Annotated in this window: 19 protein-coding genes; 11 read left to right on the forward strand and 8 right to left on the reverse strand. The window is 43.6% G+C overall.

From position 1 onward, the window contains the following. The first annotated feature begins 22 nt into the window (after positions 1-22). The 3 genes from IDJ76_RS03640 (at position 23) to IDJ76_RS03650 (ending at position 2,845) form a co-directional block, all read left to right on the forward strand. Complete coding sequence (locus IDJ76_RS03640; RefSeq protein WP_191160807.1) at positions 23-1,153, forward strand: aspartate aminotransferase family protein; 1,131 nt, start codon at positions 23-25, stop codon at positions 1,151-1,153. Positions 1,154-1,237: 84 nt separating this feature from the next. Then, positions 1,238-2,185, forward strand: coding sequence for a Rossmann-fold NAD(P)-binding domain-containing protein (locus IDJ76_RS03645; RefSeq protein WP_191160809.1), 948 nt, complete (start codon positions 1,238-1,240; stop codon positions 2,183-2,185). Between the two features lie 54 nt (positions 2,186-2,239). After that, positions 2,240-2,845, forward strand: coding sequence for an FMN-binding negative transcriptional regulator (locus IDJ76_RS03650; RefSeq protein ID WP_191160811.1), 606 nt, complete (start codon positions 2,240-2,242; stop codon positions 2,843-2,845). Here the strand turns inward: IDJ76_RS03650 and IDJ76_RS03655 are convergent. Both IDJ76_RS03655 and IDJ76_RS03660 read right to left on the reverse strand, forming a co-directional pair. Then, positions 2,842-4,083, reverse strand: a complete 1,242-nt coding sequence (locus tag IDJ76_RS03655; RefSeq protein ID WP_191160813.1) for a cation:proton antiporter — start codon at positions 4,081-4,083, stop codon at positions 2,842-2,844. The genes IDJ76_RS03650 and IDJ76_RS03655 overlap by 4 nt on opposite strands. Before the next feature lie 26 nt (positions 4,084-4,109). Continuing rightward, positions 4,110-5,408 (reverse strand): NAD(P)/FAD-dependent oxidoreductase, encoded by a 1,299-nt coding sequence (locus IDJ76_RS03660; protein ID WP_191160815.1) that lies wholly within the window; start codon positions 5,406-5,408, stop codon positions 4,110-4,112. A gap of 166 nt (positions 5,409-5,574) precedes the next feature. Between IDJ76_RS03660 and argB the strand changes: the two genes are divergently transcribed. The 3 genes from argB to IDJ76_RS03675 all read left to right on the forward strand — a co-directional run bounded on the left by argB (position 5,575) and on the right by IDJ76_RS03675 (position 10,068). Next, positions 5,575-6,366, forward strand: a complete 792-nt coding sequence (gene argB, locus IDJ76_RS03665) for an acetylglutamate kinase (RefSeq protein WP_191160817.1) — start codon at positions 5,575-5,577, stop codon at positions 6,364-6,366. Between the two features lie 4 nt (positions 6,367-6,370). Next, positions 6,371-7,186, forward strand: a complete 816-nt coding sequence (gene proC / locus IDJ76_RS03670) for a pyrroline-5-carboxylate reductase (protein WP_191160819.1) — start codon at positions 6,371-6,373, stop codon at positions 7,184-7,186. A 74-nt stretch (positions 7,187-7,260) separates the two neighbouring features. After that, positions 7,261-10,068, forward strand: a complete 2,808-nt coding sequence (locus IDJ76_RS03675; RefSeq protein WP_224746168.1) for an alpha/beta hydrolase family protein — start codon at positions 7,261-7,263, stop codon at positions 10,066-10,068. 217 nt (positions 10,069-10,285) lie between these two features. Here the strand turns inward: IDJ76_RS03675 and gpmA are convergent, their stop codons facing one another. Then, positions 10,286-10,975 carry a 2,3-diphosphoglycerate-dependent phosphoglycerate mutase gene (gene gpmA / locus IDJ76_RS03680; RefSeq protein WP_191160823.1) on the reverse strand — a complete coding sequence of 230 codons (690 nt, stop codon included), beginning with the start codon at positions 10,973-10,975 and terminating at the stop codon, positions 10,286-10,288. Between the two features lie 103 nt (positions 10,976-11,078). Between gpmA and IDJ76_RS03685 the strand changes: the two genes are divergently transcribed. Both IDJ76_RS03685 and IDJ76_RS03690 read left to right on the forward strand, forming a co-directional pair. Then, positions 11,079-11,672, forward strand: coding sequence for an acetate uptake transporter (locus IDJ76_RS03685; protein ID WP_191160825.1), 594 nt, complete (start codon positions 11,079-11,081; stop codon positions 11,670-11,672). Between the two features lie 31 nt (positions 11,673-11,703). Beyond that, positions 11,704-12,087, forward strand: coding sequence for an SRPBCC domain-containing protein (locus IDJ76_RS03690; RefSeq protein ID WP_191160827.1), 384 nt, complete (start codon positions 11,704-11,706; stop codon positions 12,085-12,087). 95 nt (positions 12,088-12,182) lie between these two features. Here IDJ76_RS03690 and IDJ76_RS03695 read toward each other — a convergent pair whose 3' ends face one another. The 4 genes from IDJ76_RS03695 to IDJ76_RS03710 form a co-directional block, all read right to left on the reverse strand. Next, positions 12,183-13,541: an OmpA family protein gene (locus IDJ76_RS03695; RefSeq protein WP_191160829.1), complete on the reverse strand. Its 1,359-nt coding sequence runs from the start codon at positions 13,539-13,541 to the stop codon at positions 12,183-12,185. Positions 13,542-13,788: 247 nt separating this feature from the next. Next, the gene (locus IDJ76_RS03700) at positions 13,789-14,628 is read right to left on the reverse strand and encodes a maleylpyruvate isomerase N-terminal domain-containing protein (protein WP_191160831.1); all 840 of its coding nucleotides are present in this window, start codon (positions 14,626-14,628) and stop codon (positions 13,789-13,791) included. Positions 14,629-14,640: 12 nt separating this feature from the next. Then, complete coding sequence (locus tag IDJ76_RS03705) at positions 14,641-15,822, reverse strand: trans-sulfuration enzyme family protein (RefSeq protein ID WP_191160833.1); 1,182 nt, start codon at positions 15,820-15,822, stop codon at positions 14,641-14,643. A 22-nt stretch (positions 15,823-15,844) separates the two neighbouring features. After that, the gene (locus IDJ76_RS03710) at positions 15,845-16,273 is read right to left on the reverse strand and encodes an OsmC family protein (protein WP_191160836.1); all 429 of its coding nucleotides are present in this window, start codon (positions 16,271-16,273) and stop codon (positions 15,845-15,847) included. A gap of 210 nt (positions 16,274-16,483) precedes the next feature. Here IDJ76_RS03710 and IDJ76_RS03715 point away from each other — a divergent pair, with 210 nt between their 5' ends. Further along, positions 16,484-16,960, forward strand: a complete 477-nt coding sequence (locus IDJ76_RS03715; RefSeq protein WP_191160838.1) for a hypothetical protein — start codon at positions 16,484-16,486, stop codon at positions 16,958-16,960. Here the strand turns inward: IDJ76_RS03715 and IDJ76_RS03720 are convergent. Further along, complete coding sequence (locus tag IDJ76_RS03720; protein ID WP_191160840.1) at positions 16,957-17,400, reverse strand: DinB family protein; 444 nt, start codon at positions 17,398-17,400, stop codon at positions 16,957-16,959. The two genes, IDJ76_RS03715 and IDJ76_RS03720, sit on opposite strands and share 4 nt — an antisense overlap. 93 nt (positions 17,401-17,493) lie before the next feature. Between IDJ76_RS03720 and IDJ76_RS03725 the strand changes: the two genes are divergently transcribed. Next, positions 17,494-18,732, forward strand: a complete 1,239-nt coding sequence (locus IDJ76_RS03725; RefSeq protein ID WP_191160842.1) for a nucleoside recognition domain-containing protein — start codon at positions 17,494-17,496, stop codon at positions 18,730-18,732. 174 nt (positions 18,733-18,906) lie between these two features. After that, positions 18,907-24,105 carry a PKD domain-containing protein gene (locus IDJ76_RS03730; RefSeq protein WP_191160844.1) on the forward strand — a complete coding sequence of 1,733 codons (5,199 nt, stop codon included), beginning with the start codon at positions 18,907-18,909 and terminating at the stop codon, positions 24,103-24,105. Positions 24,106-24,107 lie beyond the last annotated feature (2 nt).

The raw sequence follows: 24,107 nt of genomic DNA on the forward strand, positions 1-24,107 counted from the left end.
ACTTTCAACTTTTAACTTTCCCATGAAACTCTTCGACGTATATCCAATCAATCATATTAACATTGTTAAAGGCAGGGGCAGCCTGGTGTTTGACGACAAAGGCACCGAATACCTTGACCTTTACGGCGGGCATGCGGTAATCTCAATCGGCCATACTAATCCGCATTATGTTACCCGTTTAGAAGACCAATTGCATCAGATCGGCTTTTACTCCAACTCAATCGAGATCCCTTTACAAACACTACTGGCCGAGAAATTGGGCCATGTTTCGGGTAAAGAAGATCACCAGCTGTTCCTGTGTAATTCAGGTGCCGAGGCTAATGAGAATGCTTTAAAGCTGGCTTCATTTTACAACGGTAAAAAGAAAGTGATCACATTTAGGAAAGCTTTTCACGGGCGTACATCTTTAGCGGTTGCGGTAACAGATAATCCAAAAATAGTTGCGCCAATCAATGAAACCGATAATGTCATTTTCCTGCCCTGGAACGATGAAGTAGCTTTGGCAGAAGCATTTAAAACCAATGAGATCTCATCGGTAATTATCGAAGGCATTCAGGGTGTGGGTGGCATTCAGGTGGCCCCTATCCCATTCCTGCAAAAGATTCGCACGTTGTGTGACGAACACAATGCAGTATTTATTGCGGATAGCGTACAGTGCGGCTACGGGCGTACAGGTAAATTCTTTTCTCATGATTTTGCGGGTATCGATGCCGATATCTATTCCATGGCTAAGGGCATGGGCAATGGTTTCCCTATCGGCGGTATCATTATATCGCCAAAAATTGCCCCTGCTTACGGGATGCTGGGTACCACTTTTGGTGGTAACCATTTGGCTTGCGCGGCAGGCTTAGCCGTATTGGAAGTGATAGAGCGGGAAAACCTGATGCAAAATGCAGCCGAGGTGGGCGCCTATCTGATAGATGAATTAAAGAAATTTGACAAGGTAAAAGAAGTACGTGGTCGTGGTTTAATGATCGGTATTGATTTGCCGGACGAACTTGCCAACGTGAAAAAAGACCTGCTGTTTAAACATAAAATCTTTACCGGCGAAGCTAAACCAAATGTGGTGAGGTTGTTGCCCGCATTAAATTTGACAAAGGCTTACGCCGATAGGTTTTTGGAAGCTTTTACAACTACTTTAAATAATTCATAATTAAATAGTTATATAATTTAATTATATTTTTACAACAAATAATCAAATCCCCTTCTTTGGAGAGGGATTTAGAGTGAGGCTATTATGAAACTATTCTCTTCGGTAAATGATGTTAAAGATGTACCGGCACTGGTCGCCGAAGCACTTCAATTAAAAAAAGACCCGTTTGCATTCCAGCATTTAGGTAAGAATAAAACCTTGAGCCTTGTTTTCCTGAACCCAAGCCTGCGTACCCGTATGAGCACCCAAAAAGCCGGTGCTAACCTGGGCATGAACGTGATTGTACTAAATATTGATAAAGAAGGCTGGGCGCTTGAACTGCGCGATGGTGTAATAATGAATGGCACCACAGTTGAGCATATCCGCGAAGCTGCAGGTGTAATGGGCGAATATTCTGACATCATCGGCGTACGTTCCTTCCCCGGTTTAAAAGACCGTGATGAAGATTACAGTGAAACCATTTTTAATAAATTCGTAGAGTTTTGTAAGGTGCCGGTGGTAAGCCTTGAATCGGCCACTCGCCACCCTTTACAAAGCTTGGCCGACCTGGTTACGATCGAAGAATTGAAAACCGTTAGTCGCCCCAAGGTTGTGCTCACTTGGGCACCGCATATAAAACCCCTGCCGCAGGCTGTGCCGAATTCTTTTGCCGAATGGATGTGTAAGGCTGATGTTGATTTTACCATTGCCCACCCGGCAGGATACGGGCTTTGTGCCGATTTCACTAACAGCGCAATTATCACCCACAACCAGGATGAAGCGATTAAAGATGCAGATTTTATTTACGTAAAAAACTGGTCGGCTTACGAGCCTTATGGCGCTATAACGGGCGGCAATGAAGACTGGATGCTCAATAACGATAAACTGAAGATAGCACCAAAGGCAAAAATAATGCATTGCTTACCCGTTCGCCGTGATCTGGAACTATCATCAGAGATCCTGGACGGCCCGCAATCCGTTGTGATCCATGAAGCCGGTAACCGTGTTTGGGCTGCACAGGCTGTATTGAAACAAATGCTGGAAGTATTGTAACGGGGCTGATTTCCTATCTTTTGTCTTCAAGTCTTTTATCTTAATTCTTTCACAATGTACACGCCTAAATACAACCAGCTAACAGATCACCAACAGGCTGTTGATTTTATGCGGAAGTACAGCTTTGCTACTATCGTGACAGTTGCTAACGGACTGCCGACCGCTACTCATCTTCCCTTCGTCGTGGAGCAGCGTGACGATCAAATCGTTTTAATTTCCCACTTTGCCAAAGCCAACCATCAGGCTGTAGAGATTTTTGAATGCACGCCGCTGGTGATCTTTACCGAGCCGCACGCTTATATTTCGCCCACCCATTACGAGAAGGAACAAAACGTGCCCACCTGGAATTACATCGCGGTGCATGCATACGGAAAAGCGACACGGGTTGATAATGCCGCACAGGTTTTAGAAAAAACCATCGATTTTTATGAAGCAGCCTATTTAACGCAATGGAACTCACTCCCGCAGGAATATAAAACCAAAATGATGAACGGTATTGTTGCTTTCGAAATTATGGTGGATGATTTTCAGGGCAAAAGCAAACTCAGCCAGAACCGGTCATCCATCGAAAGAGAAAACATTGTGACAGCATTTGCAGCATCTAATGACCGTAATGAGCGGGACATAGCCGCCTACATGCAAAAGCTAAAAGTCGACTAATCTTTTTTAAACGAAGCGTTAATCAGTTTGTTAAGCGTTAGACCCTGCACGATGATGGAGAATATCACCACAAAATAAGCCCCCGACTGGATCAAATGCCTGTATGGAGAATCGGGCAGTGCTAACGCAAGTGCTATAGAAATACCACCACGTAACCCCGCCCAGGTCAAAATATTTACGCTGTTGTAATTTATGTTTAACGTTCTGCGCAAAAAGGTTAACGGTAGCATAATACTCAACCAACGTGCCACTAAAATGATAACGATGCTTATTCCGCCGGTTATCCAGTAGTTATTGATAAATGGTACGTTCACCATTTGCAAACCTATCATTACAAACAAAACTGCATTTAAAATCTCGTCAATAAGCGTCCAGAACTGTTCCAATGCTTCATGCGACTTTTCTTTATGATCCGCGTTGATGGACCGCCCACCTACAAATAAACCCGCGGTAACCACCGCCAATGGGATAGAAAGATGCAGGTAAGATGCCACAACAGAATCGAACATTACCAATCCCAGCGATACCAATACGATGGTTTGAAAATCGTTGATTGACTTCATCAGCCTGAATGCGGTGTAACCTGAAACTACACCTAAAGCAATACCTCCGAACACCTCCTGCACAAATAACAAACTTGCCTTAGCGAAATCGATATTCTGGCTGCTTGATTGTGTGATCTCTAAAATGGTAATAAATAGTACCAGGCCAATGCCGTCGTTAAAAAGCGATTCGCCGGAGATAATGGTTTCGAGATTGGCCGGTAGTTTTGATCCTTTGATGATTGCTGCAACTGCCACAGGGTCGGTTGGTGACACTAATGCGCCAAAAAGAAGGCAGTATAATAAAGGGATATGTATATGTACAAAGCCCGATACCAAGTAAAAGATAGCACCGAACAATGCAGAAGAAAGCAAAACACCAATAGTGCTCAGTATTAATATTGGCCGCATTTCCTTTTTTAACTTTTTGGTATCGAGGTTAAATGCCGTAGCGAATAGCAAAAAACCAAGCATTACATTTAACACCGTTGTAGAAAAATTGATGTTTTTTGCCAATCCGGTGAGGTACTTGGCTATGTCAGGGTCAAGATGTTCCATTACCAATGTAATAACAGAACCTATAATAGCCAGTGTTACCACACCAATGGTGCCCGGCAGCTTTATAAAGCGGGCATTGATGTAAGAATATATAGCGCTTACTATGATCAGTAAAGCGATAATCTGAAAAAGATCCATTCAAATAATTTAAAATAAAAAAGCGGCTACTTAGCCACCGGGTCGGTCATCATGGTGTTGGTATCAAAATGATGTACCACCATACGGTTATCGCTGTTGCGGGTAAAATAACCGATGGCCCAGTTAAAAAACACAATCGCTTTGTTGCTGAAACCAGCCAACGACAACAAGTGCACAAACATCCAGAGCAGCCACGCAAAAAATCCCTGGAACTTTAGCTTACCTAAATCGGCCACAGCCTTGTTGCGGCCAATGGTAGCCATAGTACCTAAATCGTGATATTTAAAAGGCGTTACAGGTTTGTTGTTGATAATATTCATCAAATTTACGGCCAAATGTTTGCCCTGCTGCAGAGCAACCTGTGCCACCCCCGGGAAACCGGTCGGGTTAGCCTCCGTTGTTACTGCCGATACATCACCAATAGCAAATACATTTTCATATCCCTTAACCCTGTTGATTTCGTCGGTAGTAATGCGGGCACCTTTTGCAATCATTTCCGGCGGGATTCCGTCGGGCACTTCACCCCTTACGCCTGCCGCCCAAAGCACATTATGGGTAATTATTGTAGTGCCGTCGTCAATCTTTAACAAATGGCCGTCATAGCTGGACACATGCACACCATTATGGATAATCACACCCATTTCTTCCAAAAACTTCTTCGCCTGTACAGAAGCCTCGGTCGACATTGCTGCAAGCAACTCATCTTTACCCTCTACCAGATAAACTTTCATATCCGCATCGCAAAGGCCGGGATAATCCTTACATAAAATATAGCGCCTCAATTCAGATAATGCTCCTGAGAGCTCCACACCTGTAGGCCCGCCACCAACCACTACAAATGTGAGTAAGGCATCGCGTTCCGTTTTATCGGCAGTCACCAAAGCCTTTTCCAGATTTTGAAGCAGCAGGCTACGCATGTTTAGTGCCTCCGCAATATTTTTCATCGGCATGGTGTTGCGTTCCAACTCCTTGTTGCCAAAGTAATTGGTGTTGGCACCCGTAGCTATCACCAGGTAATCGTATGTAAAGTCGCCCAGATTCGTTAAAACAGTATTAGCAGTTGCATCTATCCGCTTTACTTCAGCCATATGGAAGGTGAAATTCTTTTGATGTGTAAAGAGTCGGCGGATAGGGAAACCGATCGAATCGCCCTCTAACGCACCGGTTGCTACCTGGTAAAGTAAGGGCTGAAAAGTGTGATAGTTATGTTTATCTAATAATAAAACCTCAACCGGCTCATTCTTTAACTTTTTTGCCAGTTGTACGCCGCCGAAACCGCCGCCTATGATAATTATACGCGGTGTTGCATTTTGTTTTTTATCCATATTTAATTTGCCTGCTGCAAATTAACAATTAAACAGCCGGTATGTGTTTAGCTCTTAACAGGGTAATGAGAATATGTGTTTTAACCGACAATGATTTTAAGGTGATTATCCACCTCCATCACCTAAATTTTCCCTATAATTGCTATTGAACTTATATAGAATTAGTATGCCAGTGCTGCACATCATCAAAATAGGCGGGAATGTGATTGATAATTCCGAGAACCTACACAGGTTCCTGAAAGATTTTACCGCGCTTGACGGCGATAAAATACTGGTACATGGCGGTGGAAAGGTGGCTACCCAAATCTCTGAAAACATGGGCATCGAAGCTAAACTGGTTGATGGCCGCCGCATTACCGATATCGATACTTTACGCGTGGTTACCATGGTTTACGCAGGGCTCATTAACAAAAATATCGTAGCGCAATTACAACGTTACGGTAACAACGCCATTGGCTTGACTGGTGCCGACGGTGATTTTATCCGTGCTAAAAAGCGACCCGTTAAAACGATAGATTATGGTTTCGCCGGCGATATATTTGAAGGATCAATTAATCCGGAAAACATAGCTAAACTGTTGGATAGTGGCTTCACCCCCGTTTTTTGCGCGTTGACGCATGATGGCGAGGGCCAGATGCTAAACACCAATGCAGATACGATTGCGTCCGCACTGGCGGTAGCACTTTCAAAGCTGTATGAAACCACCTTGGTATACTGCTTTGAAAAAAAAGGCGTTTTGCAGGATATTAATGACGAGGATTCGCTGATACGAGAGATAGACCCGGAACGGTACGAAAAATTAAAAACAGAGCAGATCATTCATAGCGGCATGCTGCCAAAAATGGATAATGCCTTCACCGCCATATCGTGTGGGGTAAAAGCGGTTATCATCGGCCATTCTGACGATTTAGGTCAGCTGAAGAGTAAAAAAGGGTTTGGTACCCGTTTAAGTAAATAATAACATGGAAACACAACAGCATATAGCTATTTTAGGCAGCGGCAACATCGGTTTGGCATTGGCAAAAGGCTTGGTTAAGGCCGGGATCTTTACCCCGCAGCAAATTACCCTCACCCGCCGCAATGTGGCTGCCTTATCTGTATTAGCCGCCGAAGGTTACAATGTTACAGCCGATAATGCCGAAGCGGTTACCAAAGCCGACATAGTAGTGTTGGCTATACTGCCACAGCAATTAAACAAATTGCTTGATGAAATAAAACCCGCGGCTAACCAGACAAAGCATCTGCTTATCTCAGTCGTATCAGGTGTAAGCTGCCAGGATATCCGCAACCAGCTGGCTTTAGATGTGCAGGTGATCCGCGCCATGCCTAATACCGCCATTGCCATTGGCCAAAGCATGACCTGTATCGCCACCGATAATGCATCAGCGGCAAATGTTAGCCTCGTAAAATCACTTTTTGATACCGTTGGCGTAAGTATCCAGATCAACGAAGAACTGATGACATCGGCCACTGCTTTATGTGCCTGTGGTATTGCCTTCTTTTTAAGATCTATCCGCGCTGCATCACAAGGTGGTACAGAAATTGGTTTCCACGCGCATGATGCCTTAAAGATGGCCGCGCAAACGGCCAAAGGTGCTGCCGATCTGTTATTACAACTTGCCTCACATCCCGAGCAAGAGATTGATAAGGTAACTTCGCCCAAAGGTTGCACCATTGCCGGGTTAAACGAAATGGAACACAACGGCTTCAGCTCGGCTATGATAAAAGGCATTAAGGTATCTGCCGAAAAAGCAGGGGCATTATACAAAAGCGAATAAACTGTAACTTTTTCATATCAGAAACCCCTCAAAGCTATTTTTTTAGCATATTTAAGGGTTAAAGTTTGATGAATATGAAAAAATTATTACTCTCTGTACTCTTATTGTCGGCAATTAGTGCTTTCTCTCAAAAAGTATCAAAAAAGCCGCTCGACCATTCCGTTTATGATGGCTGGCAAAATATTGCTAACGAACGCATCAGTAACGATGGTAAATACATTATGTATGTGGTGAAACCCCAGGAGGGCGATGCCAACTTGATCATTACCGATAGTAAGAACAGTAGTAAATTTATTATCCCCCGTGCTGATACCGCGCGGATGACCGCCGACTCTAAATATTCGGCCTTTCTGATCAGGCCATTCTTCAAGGACACCCGGATGGCTAAGATCAAAAAGAAAAAGCCTGCGGAGTTCCCTAAAGATACGTTGGGTATCATAGTATTAGGCAAAAACACCGTCGAGAAGATCCCTGCCATACGCTCATTTAAAATCGCGGAAAAGGCATCGGTAATCGCTTACCTAACGCCTGCCGATACGCTTAAAAAGCCCATCGCATCAGATACTTCTAAAAAAGCGGTAGCTACTACCATTGCCCCTCCAACTCGCGATGGTGCCGAACTGGTAGTGAAGCAGCTGGCAAATGGCAAAAACCGTACCTTCAAATACGTAACGGAATATCAGCTGAGCAAGAACGGTAAATTTCTAGCGTATTCTGTTACCGCTCCGCGGAAATCAAAAGATGTAAAATCAGGTTTATTTGTCTACGATATTGATAAAGATACTTTAAAGGCCGTGAGCCTTGGCCGTGGCAATTACCGTAATATAATATTTGACGATGCCGCCAAGCAATTGGCCTTTACAGCCGAAAAGAATCCCGAGAAAGCACAGGTGAAACCATTTAAACTGTATTATTATCAAATTGGTAAGGATAGCGCAAATGTTATTGCTGCGCCAAACTCTGCCGGCATGCCTGGTAAATGGGCTGTAAGCGGCGACGGCCGCGTATATTTCAGCAAAACAGGCGGCAACCTTTTCTTTGGTACCGCTCCTATCCCTAAACCGGCTGATACAACTATTGTTGATTTTGAAGTTGCCCGCCTGGATATCTGGAATTATAAGGATGATTACCTGCAGCCACAACAATTAAAAAACCTGCAGCGCGAATTAAAACGCAGTTACCTGGCAGTTATACGCCCGATGGATGCCGATAAAAAGCTAATCCAGTTAGCTGATGTGAATATCCAGAACGTATCAATAGCTGATAACAGTGATGCACCTTACGCTTTGGGTTTAACAGATACCGGCTCGCGCGTACAATCGCAATGGGAAGGTAGTAGCAACCAGGTGGCCTACCTGATCGATTTAAAAACAGGCGAACGTAAGCTTATCAACAGTCGTTTAAAAGGCCGTTACAGCATTTCTCCAGATGGTAAATACGTATTGTGGTTTGATTCAAAAGAACAAAACTGGCACAGCTACGCCGTAGCTACAGGCAAAAAACTAAACCTTACCGCATCATTAAGAGTAAAGTTTGGTGATGAGGATAACGATGTACCAGACGACCCGAACGCTTATGGCGTAGCAGACTGGACACAGGGCGATAAAGAAGTGCTGATCTATGATCGATATGATATTTGGAGCATTAACCCGGAAACCGGCGTGGCAAGCAATTTTACCAATGGTGTTGGCCGCAAAAACAAGCTGGATTTTAGGTATAACAGTACAGATCCTGAAGAAAAGTTTATCCCTAATAAAAAGGTGCTTTGGCTCATCGTGCAAAATGAAGACAATAAACAATGGGGTTATTATAAAAAACAGATCGGTACGTTTAGTACGCCTATTAAAGTTGTAACGGCGCCCATAAGCTATAGCGGTTTGCAGAAGGCTAAAAACGCAAACACTTTTGTATACACCAAAGCTAATTATGTGCAATCGCCGGATCTGTATGTATCTGCCGACCTGAAGAAAGAAACGAAATTGAGCGCGCTTAATCCGCAACAAAGCGAATACAATTGGGGTACCGCCGAATTGGTTCAATGGACAACACCAAAAGGTTACAAATCAAAGGGTATCCTATACAAACCGGAAGATTTTGATCCGGCTAAAAAGTACCCGATGATCGCCTATTTTTATGAAAAACTCACCGACGGCTTATATGCATACCAGGCACCTGCCCCTACGCCTTCACGTTTGCCAATCTCTTGGTTTGTGAGCAACGGTTATTTGGTGTTTGCGCCTGATATTAGCTACGAGGCAGGCCACCCGGGCGCATCGGCAGTAGAATTCATTAACTCTGGTGTGGAAGCTTTAAAGAAAAACCCTTGGGTTGACGGGGCGCATATAGGCATACAAGGCCAAAGCTGGGGAGGTTACCAGGTGGCATACCTGATCACCCAAACCAATATGTATGCGGCCGCATGGGCTGGTGCACCTGTTGCTAATATGACATCTGCTTATGGTGGTATCCGTTGGGAAAGCGGTGTAAACCGCCAGTTCCAGTACGAAAAAACACAGAGCCGTATCGGTGCCAGTTTGTGGGATAAGCCGCAACTATATATCGAAAACTCTCCGCTTTTTCAGTTGCCTAAAGTAAATACCCCGGTAGTTATTATGAGTAACGATGCAGATGGTGCTGTACCATGGTACCAGGGTATTGAAATGTTTACAGCTTTACGCAGATTGAATAAGCCGGTATGGTTGTTACAGTACAATGATGAAGCACATAACCTGGTAAAACGCCAAAACCGCAAGGATATCTCTATCCGCGAGGCGCAATTCTTTGATCACTTTTTGAAGGGTGCCCCAATGCCGGTATGGCTGGCAACGGGTGTACCTGCTGTTGATAAGGGTAAAGATTGGGGCTTCGAATTGGTGAAATAACAGTACAATGCAGCCGTGTGCAGTTTCAAGATCTAACCATGGATAAGCCTAATGTGCGTGTTTAAATAAAAAGTGAGATAATTAAAATCTTGATAATGAGGTGTTCATATTTGTTCACGATGTTCATGCGGTGAACGTGAACAAATATGAACACTTTCTAACTCACCCCTGCCACAATTCTCTAATAAAAAAGTTGCAGATGGACAATCGCTCAAGTTTACCTTAAATAATATTGATTGATCTTATCCAGATGATCATCTAATTCATAGATCCAGGGTGTTGCTGTAGGAATTTCTAACTTGGTTACTTCCTCATCGCTCAAATGTTCGATGTACTGGATTAAAGCCCGCAGGCTGTTGCCATGCGCGCAAATAATCACCTTTTTTCCGTCGCGTATGGCGGGCACTATGTGTTCATGCCAAAAGGGTAAGGCCCTGTCCATCGTTTCGCTTAAATTTTCTGTTAGCGGCAGTTCACGATAGGTCAAATCGTTATAACGTAAGTAATGACCGGGAAAGCGTTTATCCTGCTCGGTAATAGCAGGCGGATGCTCGTGCGGGTCGCGGCGCCATTTGTGTACTTGCTCTTCGCCATATTTTTCAATGGTTTCCGCTTTGTTTAACCCTTGCAGTGCGCCGTAAAAACGCTCATTTAATCGCCACGATTTACGTACCGGGATCCATAGATGATCCAGTTCTTCCAGTACGAAATGCATGGTTTTAATAGACCTTTTTAATACAGATGTAAAACCGATATCAAACGTATAACCGTTTTCGGCTAACAACTTCCCTGCATTTTGGGCCTGCAACAAACCATCGGCCGAAAGATCTACATCCTCCCAACCCGTAAATCTGTCCTCTTTATTAAAGACGCTTTCGCCGTGGCGAATCAATACCAGTTTCTGCATATATTTACTAACGCCCGTTATAACCTCAGAGTTTAAAATAATTGCTAATTAACTCTATTTAAGTTAGATTGCGTTCATAAACCAAATTTAAATCTTTCCTGATATGATACCTACTGAACCTGTTTTGGTAAAAGATGGCATTGCCAACCCGGCCCCGCTTGGGCTTTGCGCATTCGGCATGACCACCGTTTTGTTAAACATCCACAACGCCTGTTTTTTTGAAATGAATACTATGATCCTGGCAATGGGGATATTTTACGGCGGACTGGCACAGGTTATAGCCGGAATTATTGAATCGAAAAAGAATAACACTTTTGGGTTAACGGCCTTTACCTCTTACGGTTTTTTCTGGCTCTCGTTAGTGGGCCTTTTAGTGATGCCCAAATTAGGATGGGGCTCAAAACCATCTGAATTAAGTATGTGCTGTTATTTAGGCATTTGGGGGCTGTTTACCTTTTGTTTATTTTTTGGAACCTTAAAATTGAACAGGGCACTGCAATTTGTGTTCGGCTCATTAACTATCTTATTCTTTTTATTGGCTTTGGGCGATGCTACGGGCAACCCCGATATTAAAAAAATTGCGGGTTATGAAGGTATTATTTGCGGTCTTTCGGCAATTTATACTGGTATTGCCGGTGTTTTGAACGAAGTTTATTGCCGTACAGTTATGCCCATCGGAACTGTTGAGGCAAGGTAAAACCCTCAAATATTTCTGCTAAATTGCGGCCGTGAAAGATCTGAAAAAATATTACTTGTTACCGGCTACGCCCGAAGAAATATATACCGCCTTAACTAACCCTATCACATTAGAGTTATGGACGGGCGAAACAGCTACTATGTCGACCGAACCAGGTTCGGAATTCTCCTTATGGGAAGGCAGTATTGTTGGCAGGAACATTGAATTTGAAGAAAATAAAAAGATCGTGCAGCAATGGTATTTCGACGGTCAGTCGGAAGATTCTATCGTAACCATAAAGCTGCACCCAGATAAGCAGGGAACATCTGTAGAGTTACGGCATACTAACATCCCCGATGCTGATTTTGATGACATAGCTGACGGCTGGCGCGATAGTTATTTTGGAAACTTGGAAGATTTTTTCGGCGAGATTTAAGAAGCAAGAGATAAGAACAAATCGATTTGAACATAACAAAAGCGCCCCGGTCATTTGACCGGGGCGCTTTTTTATTGCATGATCTTTTGCAGGGTTTAGAATAATGTAAACTCTACACGACGGTTTGCCTGGCGGCCTTTTGCAGTTTTGTTAGATGCAATTGGCTGTGTTTCACCGTAACCGGTAGCCTCAATTCTTGATGCATTTGCACCCTGGCTAACCAGGTAAGATTTGATAGACTCTGCACGGTCTTTAGATAACTTCATGTTTGCAGCATCAGAACCTACGTTATCTGTGTGGCCTGCTAATTTCAAGCTGAAGTTTTTCTCGGTTAATAAACCGGCAACCCTGTTTAAGCTTGGGTATGATTTAGCACGGATAGTTGCTTTACCAAAGTCAAACTCAAGATTTTTGATAGCGTCTCTAACAACTTTCCTATCTTCTTCTGTAACAATAACCACCGGTTTGTTAACTGGAAGCGGGCAACCTGCACCGTCAACTTTAACGCCAGCTGGTGTATTAGGGCATTTATCGTAAAAATCAGGTACACCATCACCGTCGCTATCGGCAGTAAATTTAGCCAGGTTAGCGTTGGTTGCATCCAAATCAGCTTTTAACTTATCGTTAGCTGCTTTTTCAGCATCGATCTGTGCTTGTAATTCTTTTTTGGTATTCATGTTTTCCCACAAGTACTCGGTACGCATTGATGATACCGGGTTATGTGTAGCTAACTGTGGTTTTGAGCTTTTGCCTAAAGCAAATTCTAAACCAGCGTGAGCATAAGAAAACCTGTCATTAGTGCTACCTGCTTTGTAGCCATCAAAGTTGTCAGAACCAATAAAGTTAACCTGATAACCTAAATCAAGGTTAACACCAGAACCTAAGTTGAATTTCAAACCTAAACCTACCGGGATAAAGTATTCTTTAACCGTGTTACCGTTGTTGGTTAAATATTGCGGGCCATTGATTTTGTTAATGGTAGTTTTGTAGCCCATTAAACCCCAACCAGCAGTTAAGTAAGGTTGTATAGCACCTTGCTCATGGCGCCAATTGATGTTAGCCAGTGTTATGTTAGCACTTAAGCTAACTGCATAGTTTAACTTAGTTTCGTAGTCTTTGTAAAAAGCAGTCTGGCCGGCATCTGCACTTACTTTACCACCCAGGTAATCTGCCTGGATTGCAAATGAAGATAAAATTTGTTTTTTGATGTAACCACCGTAACCGAAGTTAGCTGTTGGGTGGATGTAATCTTGCGTGCGGTTTGAACCGAAGATTGTAAAAGGCGTTAACATACCACCATTTATACCAATAGACCATGTACGGAATGAACTTGATGGAGAGAATGGTTTAACATAATTCTTTGTACTCAAAGAATCGGGTGTTTGCGCGAATAATTTACTCCCAACCATTAAGCCGGTTAGCAGCATCGAAGCTTTTTTAAAATTTGGTTTCATATGAGTTGATTTATAGATCTGGTATATATAGGCCAGACTACACCGACAAAACAACATTGATGCCATTTGACTTATCGCGAGCATTTTTTAATATTACTATGAATTTACGATGAAATATTTATTTAAAAGAAATAAACAATCTCTATACGTAAATTAATAAAATAATACCTTGTTATATTAGTTAGTTTGATGCCATTTTGGCCAATTTTGTGCTGTGCTGACTGTTATACTATACATATTTTAATAATTATGCCATTACGGCAACCATATTAAAAATACCATCGGCCAATTTTTTACTGCCTGCAATAATCGATTTAGAGGCAGCTACAGCAGGTGGTATAGCTTTGGTGAAGATTTTCCAAGCTATTTCGGGCTGAATAGTAATGTGTGCAGAAGTTATTCGCGTAGCCAAGCTTTTTGTCAATTGCCAACAACTATTAGTTTTAATCAACTGCCAGCTGCCATTAGGGAGGCCGTCTATTGTGATTTTTAAAATGCTGCCTTGGGGGGGCAGCAATATCTTTATAGCTATATGTAACGCGCACATAAACGTGGCAATAACAGGATAAAAGATTTCTGGCAGCATCAGCGGGGCTTCTTTACCTACCGCGTCACGGATCTGTTGCTGGTGATGCCACTTTTCGGTATACTCCCTGGCAACATGAAACCAATTGTATGATTGCTCCTGCCCTGCCCAGGCAACCGGATATTTTGCGATTGAAAACGGATCAAGCGAGGTTAGATATTGGATGTATTGCGGACCCGTGCTGCTCAATTGTGCAATTAACCATTTAGGGCTCACCCGCTTCATCGCATCTACCCAAACTGCATTTAGTTGATTTAAATGGTTTATAATGTCTTGATAGCTGAGTATCTTTCCGGTAACAGGAGCATCGTAGTTGTGCAGGTTTGCTATACCTCTAAGGTTTCCATCTAATAAATGCGCGGCAACATCCTTTACACTCCACAACATAGCAAGTGTTGGCTTTTGCCAATCCGCCGGTGATAATGATAAAAGCAGCTCAATCAATAACTCATCAAGCGTCCTGAAAAGATGCAGGGTAGGTATTGGAATAAGCTGCTCCATTATTACATAGTTTTATGCTTGGCTCTTTTCTAATGCTTGGTGTATATCGTTTAATACATCGTCCGCATATTCTAAACCTGCCGAAATACGAATCAGGCCCGGTGTGATACCTACAGCGGCGCGTTCTGCGTCTGTTAATTTAGAGTGAGTTGTACTTGCCGGGTGTGATGCGATACTGCGAGAGTCGCCCAGGTTGGCGGTTACCGACAGTAATTCTAACGAGTCGAGAAATTTACGGCCTGCCTCTACTCCACCTTTTATTTCAAAGCAAAGCACACCACCGCCGCGTTTCATTTGCTTTACAGCAATTTCATATTGCGGATGTGTTTTTAGGAAAGGGTATTTTACCCAGGTCACGCTCTTGTTGCTTTGCAAATCTTCGGCAATTTTAAGCGCGTTGGCGCAGTGCCTTTCCAAGCGTACGTCAAGTGTTTCTAAACTCTTGCTTAATACCCAGGCGTTAAACGGCGACATGGCAGGGCCTGTGTTACGGCAAAACAAGTATATTTCATGGATCAGATCTTTACGGCCAACAATAACGCCGCCTAAAACCCTGCCTTGTCCGTCAATCCATTTAGTTGCCGAGTGGATGATAATATCGGCACCGTACTTAACAGGCTGTTGTAATAGCGGTGTGGCAAAGCAATTATCTACGTTGAATATCAGGTTATGTTTTTTGCAAAACAGCCCGGCATACTCCAGGTCAATCACTTCCAACTGCGGGTTGGTTGGGGTTTCCAGGTAAAGCATTTTAGTATTTGGCTGTACGGCTGCTTCCCATGCGGCTTTATCACCCGCAGGTATCAGCGTGCAGGTAATGCCGTAACGAGGAAGGTATTTGTTTACAATTGTATAAGTACTGCCAAAAACCGAGCTGCAGCAAAGCAAGTGGTCACCATTTTTCATTAATGCCATAAATGATGAGAATACGGCACTCATACCGGTAGAGGTGGCAAAACCATCTTCTGCCTCCTCTAAGGCGCACATCTTAGCCACAAACTCATCTACATTGGGGTTACTAAAGCGGCTGTAAATGTTTTTGTCGTTTTCATCAGCAAAGGCAGCTCGCATCGTTTCAGCCTCGTCAAAGGTAAAACTGCTGGTTAAATATAAAGGTGTAGAGTGTTCGTTCTGGCCGGTTTTAGCGGTTTGTATACGGATAGCCTTGGTAATGGGATGTAATTCCTGAGACATGATAATATGTGTAGTATAAAAATTATTGGGCAGGGTGAATGAACACCTTCCATTGAATATCGGCAGCAGCTTTGTACAAGGTTGCCGCAACAGAGCAATATTTATTTAAAGATAGTTCGACAGCTTTTTTCGCCTTGTCTTCATCAATGTTGCCATATAAATGAAACTCCAGGGCTATTTCCTGCCATAAAGAAGGTTCTTTACCGGCTTCACGTTCGCCGGTTATCACCATTTTATAATCTACTACGTCCTGGCGTTGTTTCTTTAATATAGCAATTACATCAATGGCTGAGCAGCCGCCCAAACCCATTAACAGCATTTGCATGGGGCGCACGCCAAAATTCTGGCCACCGCTTTCGGGGCTGCTGTCCATTCTTACGGTGTGTCCGTATTCGTCGCTGGCTTCAAAGCCGTAATCGCCGCTAATACGCGATAAATTTATTTTAGGCATAACGATGTTTTATATTTTGCTAAGTTATGTTTTTGGTATAAATATCAAGGCCAAAAGTACGGTTAGCTGTAAATGTTATACGTTGTTGACATACAAGGCCTTGTTTATAGTAACAATATTGTGAGATGCTTTTGTTTAAGATTAAATTGCACAATTTAGATTAAAATATCAAAGGATATTTTCGTAAACCCAGTAAAAACGCCACGTGTCATGAAAAAATTAATCTTACTTGCTTTCATTATTTTATCGGCCACATTTACTTACGGTCAAAGTAAACTAATTTCCTATGACGACCTGGGTTATATCCTTCGGAATAATATTAATAAGGCTGATACCTTTTTCCTGGCTAAAGGGTACAACCTTACCGAGAAGAATGTAAACAAGAAGACCCGAAAATATGAGATGAAAATAGCAGGTGGTACCTACGCCAACTTTGCACTGCGTAATGATGGCCGCCGCATGTATGTGGAGATAGAAACCAACGAGCCCGAGCAATACAACCTGATTTATAATTCTATATCCCAATACGTAAACAAACAAACTTCTACGCCCGAGGTGCAAACTTTTGAGGTGAAGGACCTGGGCAATATTTATGTAATGGTTAACGATACTACACCCTATAACCCATTAAGGCGCACCTACACCATGCAAGTAATATCAGACAAAAGCATCACCGCCTATAATTAATCAACGCCGGCAATTTGTAACAAATGGTGCTGCATGTGTGCCAGGTAATCGTTTGCCAAATATTCTACAGTGTAAAATGTTACGTTACGGTGGCCGTTATCGCAGGTGGCAGTCAGTCTCTCAGCCGGGAAATCTTCCAGTACACGTGCAATTTGCCGGTTTACCAGTTGCCATAGTTGCAGCAATTCTGCAACGTCGGCTTCTCTGTAATGCTGGGCTTTAACCCATTCATCCTGGTGATAGGTTAGTTTAAAGCAATCTTCATAGGTACAGCGGATAAATCGGGTAAGGTTTACGTGTGCGCTATCAATCAAGTGCCCCAATATTTCTTTATTGTTCCACTTGTCAGCCACGGTGTTATTATCCCACATAATGCGGGGCGATGTCTGGCTTAAAAAGTTGGCCACTTCCTGATTAATTTGTTGCGCTATCCAGATCATTTTTTGGCTGTTGCAGGTGAAAGGAAATTTATAAACCTAAAATGGGAAGTTTTGTTGAAAAAAAATTAACTTACAACCTTTAAAATTTACCCTATGGCCCTTAATTACATCTGGATTGCCTTTTTCCTGATAGCGTTTGTAATTGCACTGTGCAAACTCATTTTTTTAGGCGATGTAGATGCATTTAAGTTACTGGTAGACGGGATGTTCGATTCTTCAAAATCATCTGTTATGGATATTGCACTTCCTTTGGCAGGCAATATGGTTTTGTGGTTAGGGATACTTAATATTGGTGAACGCGCCGGGGCGATGAACTTTTTAGCCAGAATAGTTGGGCCCTTTTTAAGCCGCCTTTTCCCCGAGGTGCCAAAAAACCACCCTGCTACCGGCCAAATGATCATGAATTTTTCGGCCAACTTATTAGGGTTGGATAATGCAGCCACTCCTCTTGGCCTTAAAGCCATGGGCAGTTTGCAAGAACTGAACCCTGATAAAGAAACAGCCTCCAACGCACAGATTATGTTTTTGGTGCTGCATACATCCGGCTTGCAGCTTTTGCCGGTCACCATCATTGCGCAGCGATTTATCTTGCACGCCAAAGACCCTTCAGATGTACTTATTCCATGTATTATTGCCACTTACGTTGCTACCGTAGTAGGCATGATAGCCGTTGCCATTAAGCAAAAAATAAACTTGTTTGACAGGGTTATTATAAGCTGGCTTGGCGGGATGACTGCTTTTATCGGCTTTATAGTTTGGTATTTTACCACACAACTAAATCATGATCAAATAGCTGTGGTATCAAAGGTAACCAGCAACATGTTATTATTTGCCATCCCTACCGTATTTATATTGGGAGCTATTCGTAAAAAGGTAAATGTATTTGAAAGCTTTATTGATGGTGCCAAGGCTGGTTTTGACGTATCGGTAAAAATTATACCTTACCTGGTTGCTATGCTGGTTGCCATTAGCGTATTCCGCAATTGTGGTGCTTTGGGTTATATTAACGATGGTTTGAAATACGCTGTTACAAGTATGCATCTCGATACCCGTTTTGTTGATGCAATGCCGGTAGCTTATATGAAACCTCTTAGCGGTTCAGGATCAAAGGCAATGATGATAAACGTAATGCAAACTTACGGCCCCGATAGCTTTGCAGGTCGCATCGCATCAGTATTTAATGGCTCGGCCGATACTACATTTTATATCGTTGCGCTTTACTTTGGGTCTGTAGGAATTAAGCGCTCCCGTTACGCTATCCCTGCCGGACTGATTGCCGATTTTGCAGGTGTAATAGCTGCAATTTTTATTTCTTACCTGTTTTTTGGCTGATAATTAACAACTCCTCAATTTGTCCCCAAAATGTCTTTAGTTTATGTAACCGAAATGTTACTTTTGACGTAGAAGCAGTTATTGTTGTGATTGTACAAGGTTTTGCAACTTTTATTGTCCGTCATAATTAATATGAAATTGTTTTACGTTACAGGTTGATTAAACTGGGATTGGATGGTTAAAAACTTTACTAAAAATTTATTCTTCCTGGTGTTGATTTGTTTTTCGTTTTGTAGTGCAACCTATGGCCAAACGATAACCATTCAAAATTTCGATATCGGACCATACGGGCCTGGATCAACCATCAGCGCGCCATTTCATTTAAATAATGCATCGGGTTGCCTAAACAGCACAAACATTTTTAACTTGTATCTTTCTGATGCTACCGGCGACTTCACTTCAGAAACATTAATTGGTAGTTACACAAGCTTTTACGGCAGTTTTGTTAATGGTATCATCCCCAGCACCGCCCCTGCTGGTGTTGCCTACCGCGTACGCATCAAAACAACCAACCCGGGCAGCACAAGCGCAGCGTCAGCGCCATTCGCCATCGGGGTTTTATCCGGTACTACGGCATCTGTATCTTCCTCATCTGTTAATACAGCTAACCCTGAAGTTTTTGGGGCCTGTTTAGGTGCCGCGAACGAAGCTTACTCATTCATAAATAAATCAACCTCAGGCACACTTGCTGCCCCTGCTACCGTAAATTTTTACAACGAATTAGCTCAGGCCGATGAAGGTACCTTTCCGTTGAATAAGACTTTCAATGCCAAAACTGCCCATTACACCGTTTTTGTGAAAGCCATTAGTGCTACAGGTGTGGTGGGTACAAAATCATACCTGTTAATGAACAATGTTATTAATAATAGCTTTGGTGCCAGCGGCAGTACAACGGTTTGTTTAAGCGGGGGTAACAGTTTAACTTATAATGTTGATATTACATCGGCTAATGGTATACAAAACAACTATCCGGGGTTAACTTACCAGGTAAGCTGGGGAGATGGCGGAAGGCCGGATACTTACACTTTATGTGACATTGTTAACGGTAGCGGCAAGATAAGCCACTTGTACCTAACCTCATCCTGCGGATTACTGGTTAATGGCCAGGCAAACGTTTTTGAGGTCGATTTGCAACCCATAAGTTCGTTTTGCGGCAAGGTAGTTACTCAAGTTACCGGTTATGCCAAAGTACTTGCCCCACCACTAAACAGGTTCATCGTACCACCCGCGGCCTGTGTAAATACCCCTGTTACCATTCAAAACATTTCAACCGCAGGTCAAGACCCTAATAGTACAACTTTAGATTGCCAAAACATCAACGGGCGTTATACCTGGTCGGTTGATGGCAACCCTATATACACCGATTACGATATAAGGCAGCCATTTGTGTACCCTTTTACCACCGTTGGTACGCATAACATCACGCTGCGTTTACAAAATACTAATGGTTTATGTGCAGCTCCGGATCTTGAGAAGACTATCTGCGTACAAAATACCCCTGTGTCCGATTTTAATTTTACATCCACCACTACCTGCGTAGGGTCAGCGTTAACACCGGTCAACACTTCAACCAATCCCACTACCTGCGTAGTAAATCCATATAGATGGACGGTAACGGGGCCCGCACCTGTAACTTACGGTAGTGGCACCGATGCAACTTCGGCAATCCCTAATTTTATATTTTCGCTTCCAGGTACCTATAACGTTGTCTTAGAAATTATTGCACCGGGCTGCGGTACCATCACATCTGCAGCGAAAACAGTCACTGTAAATAGTTCGCCCATAGCATCTTTGTCGCCGGATATTACCTTATGCGGTAACGGCGGCACATTCACCTTCGATACCAATCCCAGCGTGACACGTTCTATATTGGCCGGCACAATAAATACATTGCCTACCACTTATCTTTGGACAGTTACCAGCTCAAACGGTGGCACATACACTTTTACAGGCGGTACTAACGCAAACAGCCGCTTCCCGCAAATTATTTTTGACAATTACGCCTCTTATAATGTTACTGTAGTTCACACCAATAATTGTGGCAGTGCTACTGCATCGCAAAATATTACTTTTCAACCAGCCCCAAATGTAAATGCCGGGCCCGATCAAACAATTTGCGAGGGCAGCATAGCCACGCTGGCGGCAACGGTTAGCGGCACAATTACTAGCCAGCAATGGGTAGGCGGAACGGGCACCTTTTCGCCAGACCGCAATACTTTAAATGCTACTTACACACCTTCGGCAGCAGAGATAACTGCCGGGAAGGCCCTCTTAACATTAAGGGTAACTACACCCGTGCCCGCACCTTGTAACAGCATAGATGACAATATTGTAATTAACATTACTAAAAAAGATAACGTTACCAGCCCGGCCACTCAGATCGTTTGTAACGGCCAAAACTTCAATTACATCATTACGGCAACAAACCCTTTAACCACGTTTGCCTGGACAACCGCCTTAACATCAGGTTCGGCATCGGGTTTTGGCGCAAGCGGTAGTGGTAGCGTTATCAATGATCTGATCAATAATAACCACCCTACTACCGATGCTGTTGTGACCTACAAAATTGTCCCTACAACAGCCGGCTGCCCGGGTAACACCTTTACCCTCACCGTTAGCGTTAAAGCCTTGCCACTGATAACAGCTACGGTTGCTAACCCGGTAATATGCAGCAATCAACCGGCAGGTATTACTTTTAATTCCAATCAAACTGGTACTACCTATATCTGGTCGAGTGTGGCATCGGCAGGCATTTCCGGTAATTCAACTCAAACTGTGGCTACCGGCACAGGTAGTATACAAGATCTTTTAACCAATACCGGGACGGCCCCGGGGACGGTTACCTATTCCATAACCCCGCTAAACAGTATTTGTGCAAGCGCGCCAATAACCGTTTCCATTACCGTTTTACCTGCGCCGATAACATCAGTGCCGGGGCCGGATGCGCAAATCTGTAACACGCCTATTTACACTTTACAAGGTAACAACCCAGTACCTGGCACCGGTAAATGGACGTTAGTATCCGGCCAAACAGGTGTGGTTTTCTCTGACGATACCAAGCCCAACGCCACGGTGAGCGGTCTTTTACCGGGCAATGTTTATCAATTTAAATGGAGTATCACATCATCAGCCACCTGTGCGCCGAGCAGCAATATTGTAACGGTTACCGATGCTGCCGAAACCGTTGGTGGTATACTTAGCGGGGCATCTACCGTATGCGCAGGCAATAACGTGGGTGCCATTGTACTTGCCGGGCAAACCGGTGCTGTATTACGTTGGGAATCATCTATTGATGGTGGTACAACCTGGATACAGATAGCCAACGGCACCAATATTTTAAACTACCTCAATTTAATACAAACTACCCAATACCGTGCAGTTGTACAAAATTCGGTGTGTAGTATCAAAGTTTCTGCATTAGCAACTATTACAGTAAACCCGCCGGCTGTTATAGCTGCGGCAGGGAGTGATTTTACGGCCTGTAATGCAGCTGTAATTACTTTGACGGGTAATTCCCCCTCTCCTTTTACCGGGGTGTGGACCCAAACGGGCGGCCCGGCAGTAATTATTGTCAACCCGTCCAGCGCGCAAACACAAGTAAAGGGGCTTTTAGGTGGCAACATTTACAAATTCACCTGGACGATAAAGGGATTACCTCCCTGCGCAGATAACGGCGATGAAATAATTGTAACGAATACAAAAGATGTTACTGCGGCATTTACCGCTAACAGATCTTCAGGTTGCGGGCCGCAAACAATTACTTTTACCAATACTTCAACCTCTTTAACGGGTACAACCTTCGCCTGGGATTTTGGTGACGGTACGCCGCCATCGGCAGCTGTAAGCCCCATACATACTTTTGCCGCCCGTACAGATGGTAAAGAAGCCGTATATAACGTAACCCTAAACATTGTAGGGAACTGTGTGCCGCACCCTCCCGCTACTCTTGCCGTTAGTATAAGCCCCTTAGTGCCCGTGGCGGCTATCTTGCCCGACGATTTAAATGGATGTGGTGCTTTTGTGCTAAACGTTCAAAATGCATCGCCGGGGAACAACCCTCAGTACGATTTTTATTTATATAGGGGTGCCACTTTGGTGCAGCACATCGTTAAAACTGATAAAACAGATGCTACATTTAACGCCATTAGTGTAAGTGTGATTACCAATTACAGGCTTTATATGGTTGTTACAGATAAGTGTGGCACCACTGCTAAAACTACCGATATCCCCATCACCATATCGCCTGCCAGTTTTAGGCCACAAACTTTTGTCAAAAACAGCGTTAACCGCGGATGCGCGCCGTTTAGTGCAACGTTTGTAAACAATTCATCGGGTGGCGATACTTTCGCTTACAACATTTATGATGCCGCCAATAAACTGATTGAAACACTGCCGGCGAGCAAGGCCGACTTTAATTATGTATTCGCTAATGTTGGTACATATTATGTTACCTTAAGCGGGACAGATTATTGCACCACGCTGGAGTCGACCCCTAAAGTTAGAATCGATGTTTTTTCTACACCGCAGCCCAACTTTAAACCCGATGTTACTATTGGTTGTACACATTTAAAGGTAACTTTTACCAACTTAACAACGGCCGATGCCGCAACCCCTGCCTCTTCATTAGTGTACGACTGGGATTTTGGCGACGGTACCCATTCCTCGGCTTATAACCCGGCACCGCATACTTACGGGTTTGGCAATTCGCCTTACACGGTGACGCTTACAGTAACAAATTCATCGAGCTTGTGCACAAACGTAGCCGTAAAAAGCAATTTAATTACCGTAAACAGCCCTCCCAACGTGGCGTTTACTGCCAAGCAGGGCCTGGTTACCGAGATCCCTAACTACAGGTTTGATTTTGTAGACCAAACAATTGGTACGCCGGTTGCCTGGAATTGGAATTTTGGCGATGGCGATCTGTCTAACAGCCAAAACCCGGCGCACACTTATGCAGATACCGGTAAGTATGTGGTTACGCTTAGGGTAACCAATGTTTTGGGGTGTGACAGTACTATCAAACAGACGGTGCAAATAAAGGGCGTACCGGGCCAGTTGTATCTGCCCAATGCGTTTACACCCGATGGCCTGAGTAATGAATTGAAGGTGTTTACCGTAAAAGGATCGGGCCTATTAAAATGGAACCTGCAGATATACAATAATTGGGGCCAGCTGGTTTGGCAAACTAATAAGCTAAACAGCCAGGGCCAACCGATAGACAGTTGGGACGGCACGTTTAAAGGGCAGCCTGCACCGCAAGGGGTTTATATCTGGCAGGCATCGGCAACGTTTATTAACGGCACGGAATGGAAGGGAATGTCTTACAACAGTTCTTTACCTAAGCGCAGCGGCTCAATACATTTAATAAGATAGCG

This window comes from Mucilaginibacter glaciei (assembly GCF_014773245.1).
Taxonomy (GTDB): Bacteria; Bacteroidota; Bacteroidia; order Sphingobacteriales; family Sphingobacteriaceae; genus Mucilaginibacter; species Mucilaginibacter glaciei.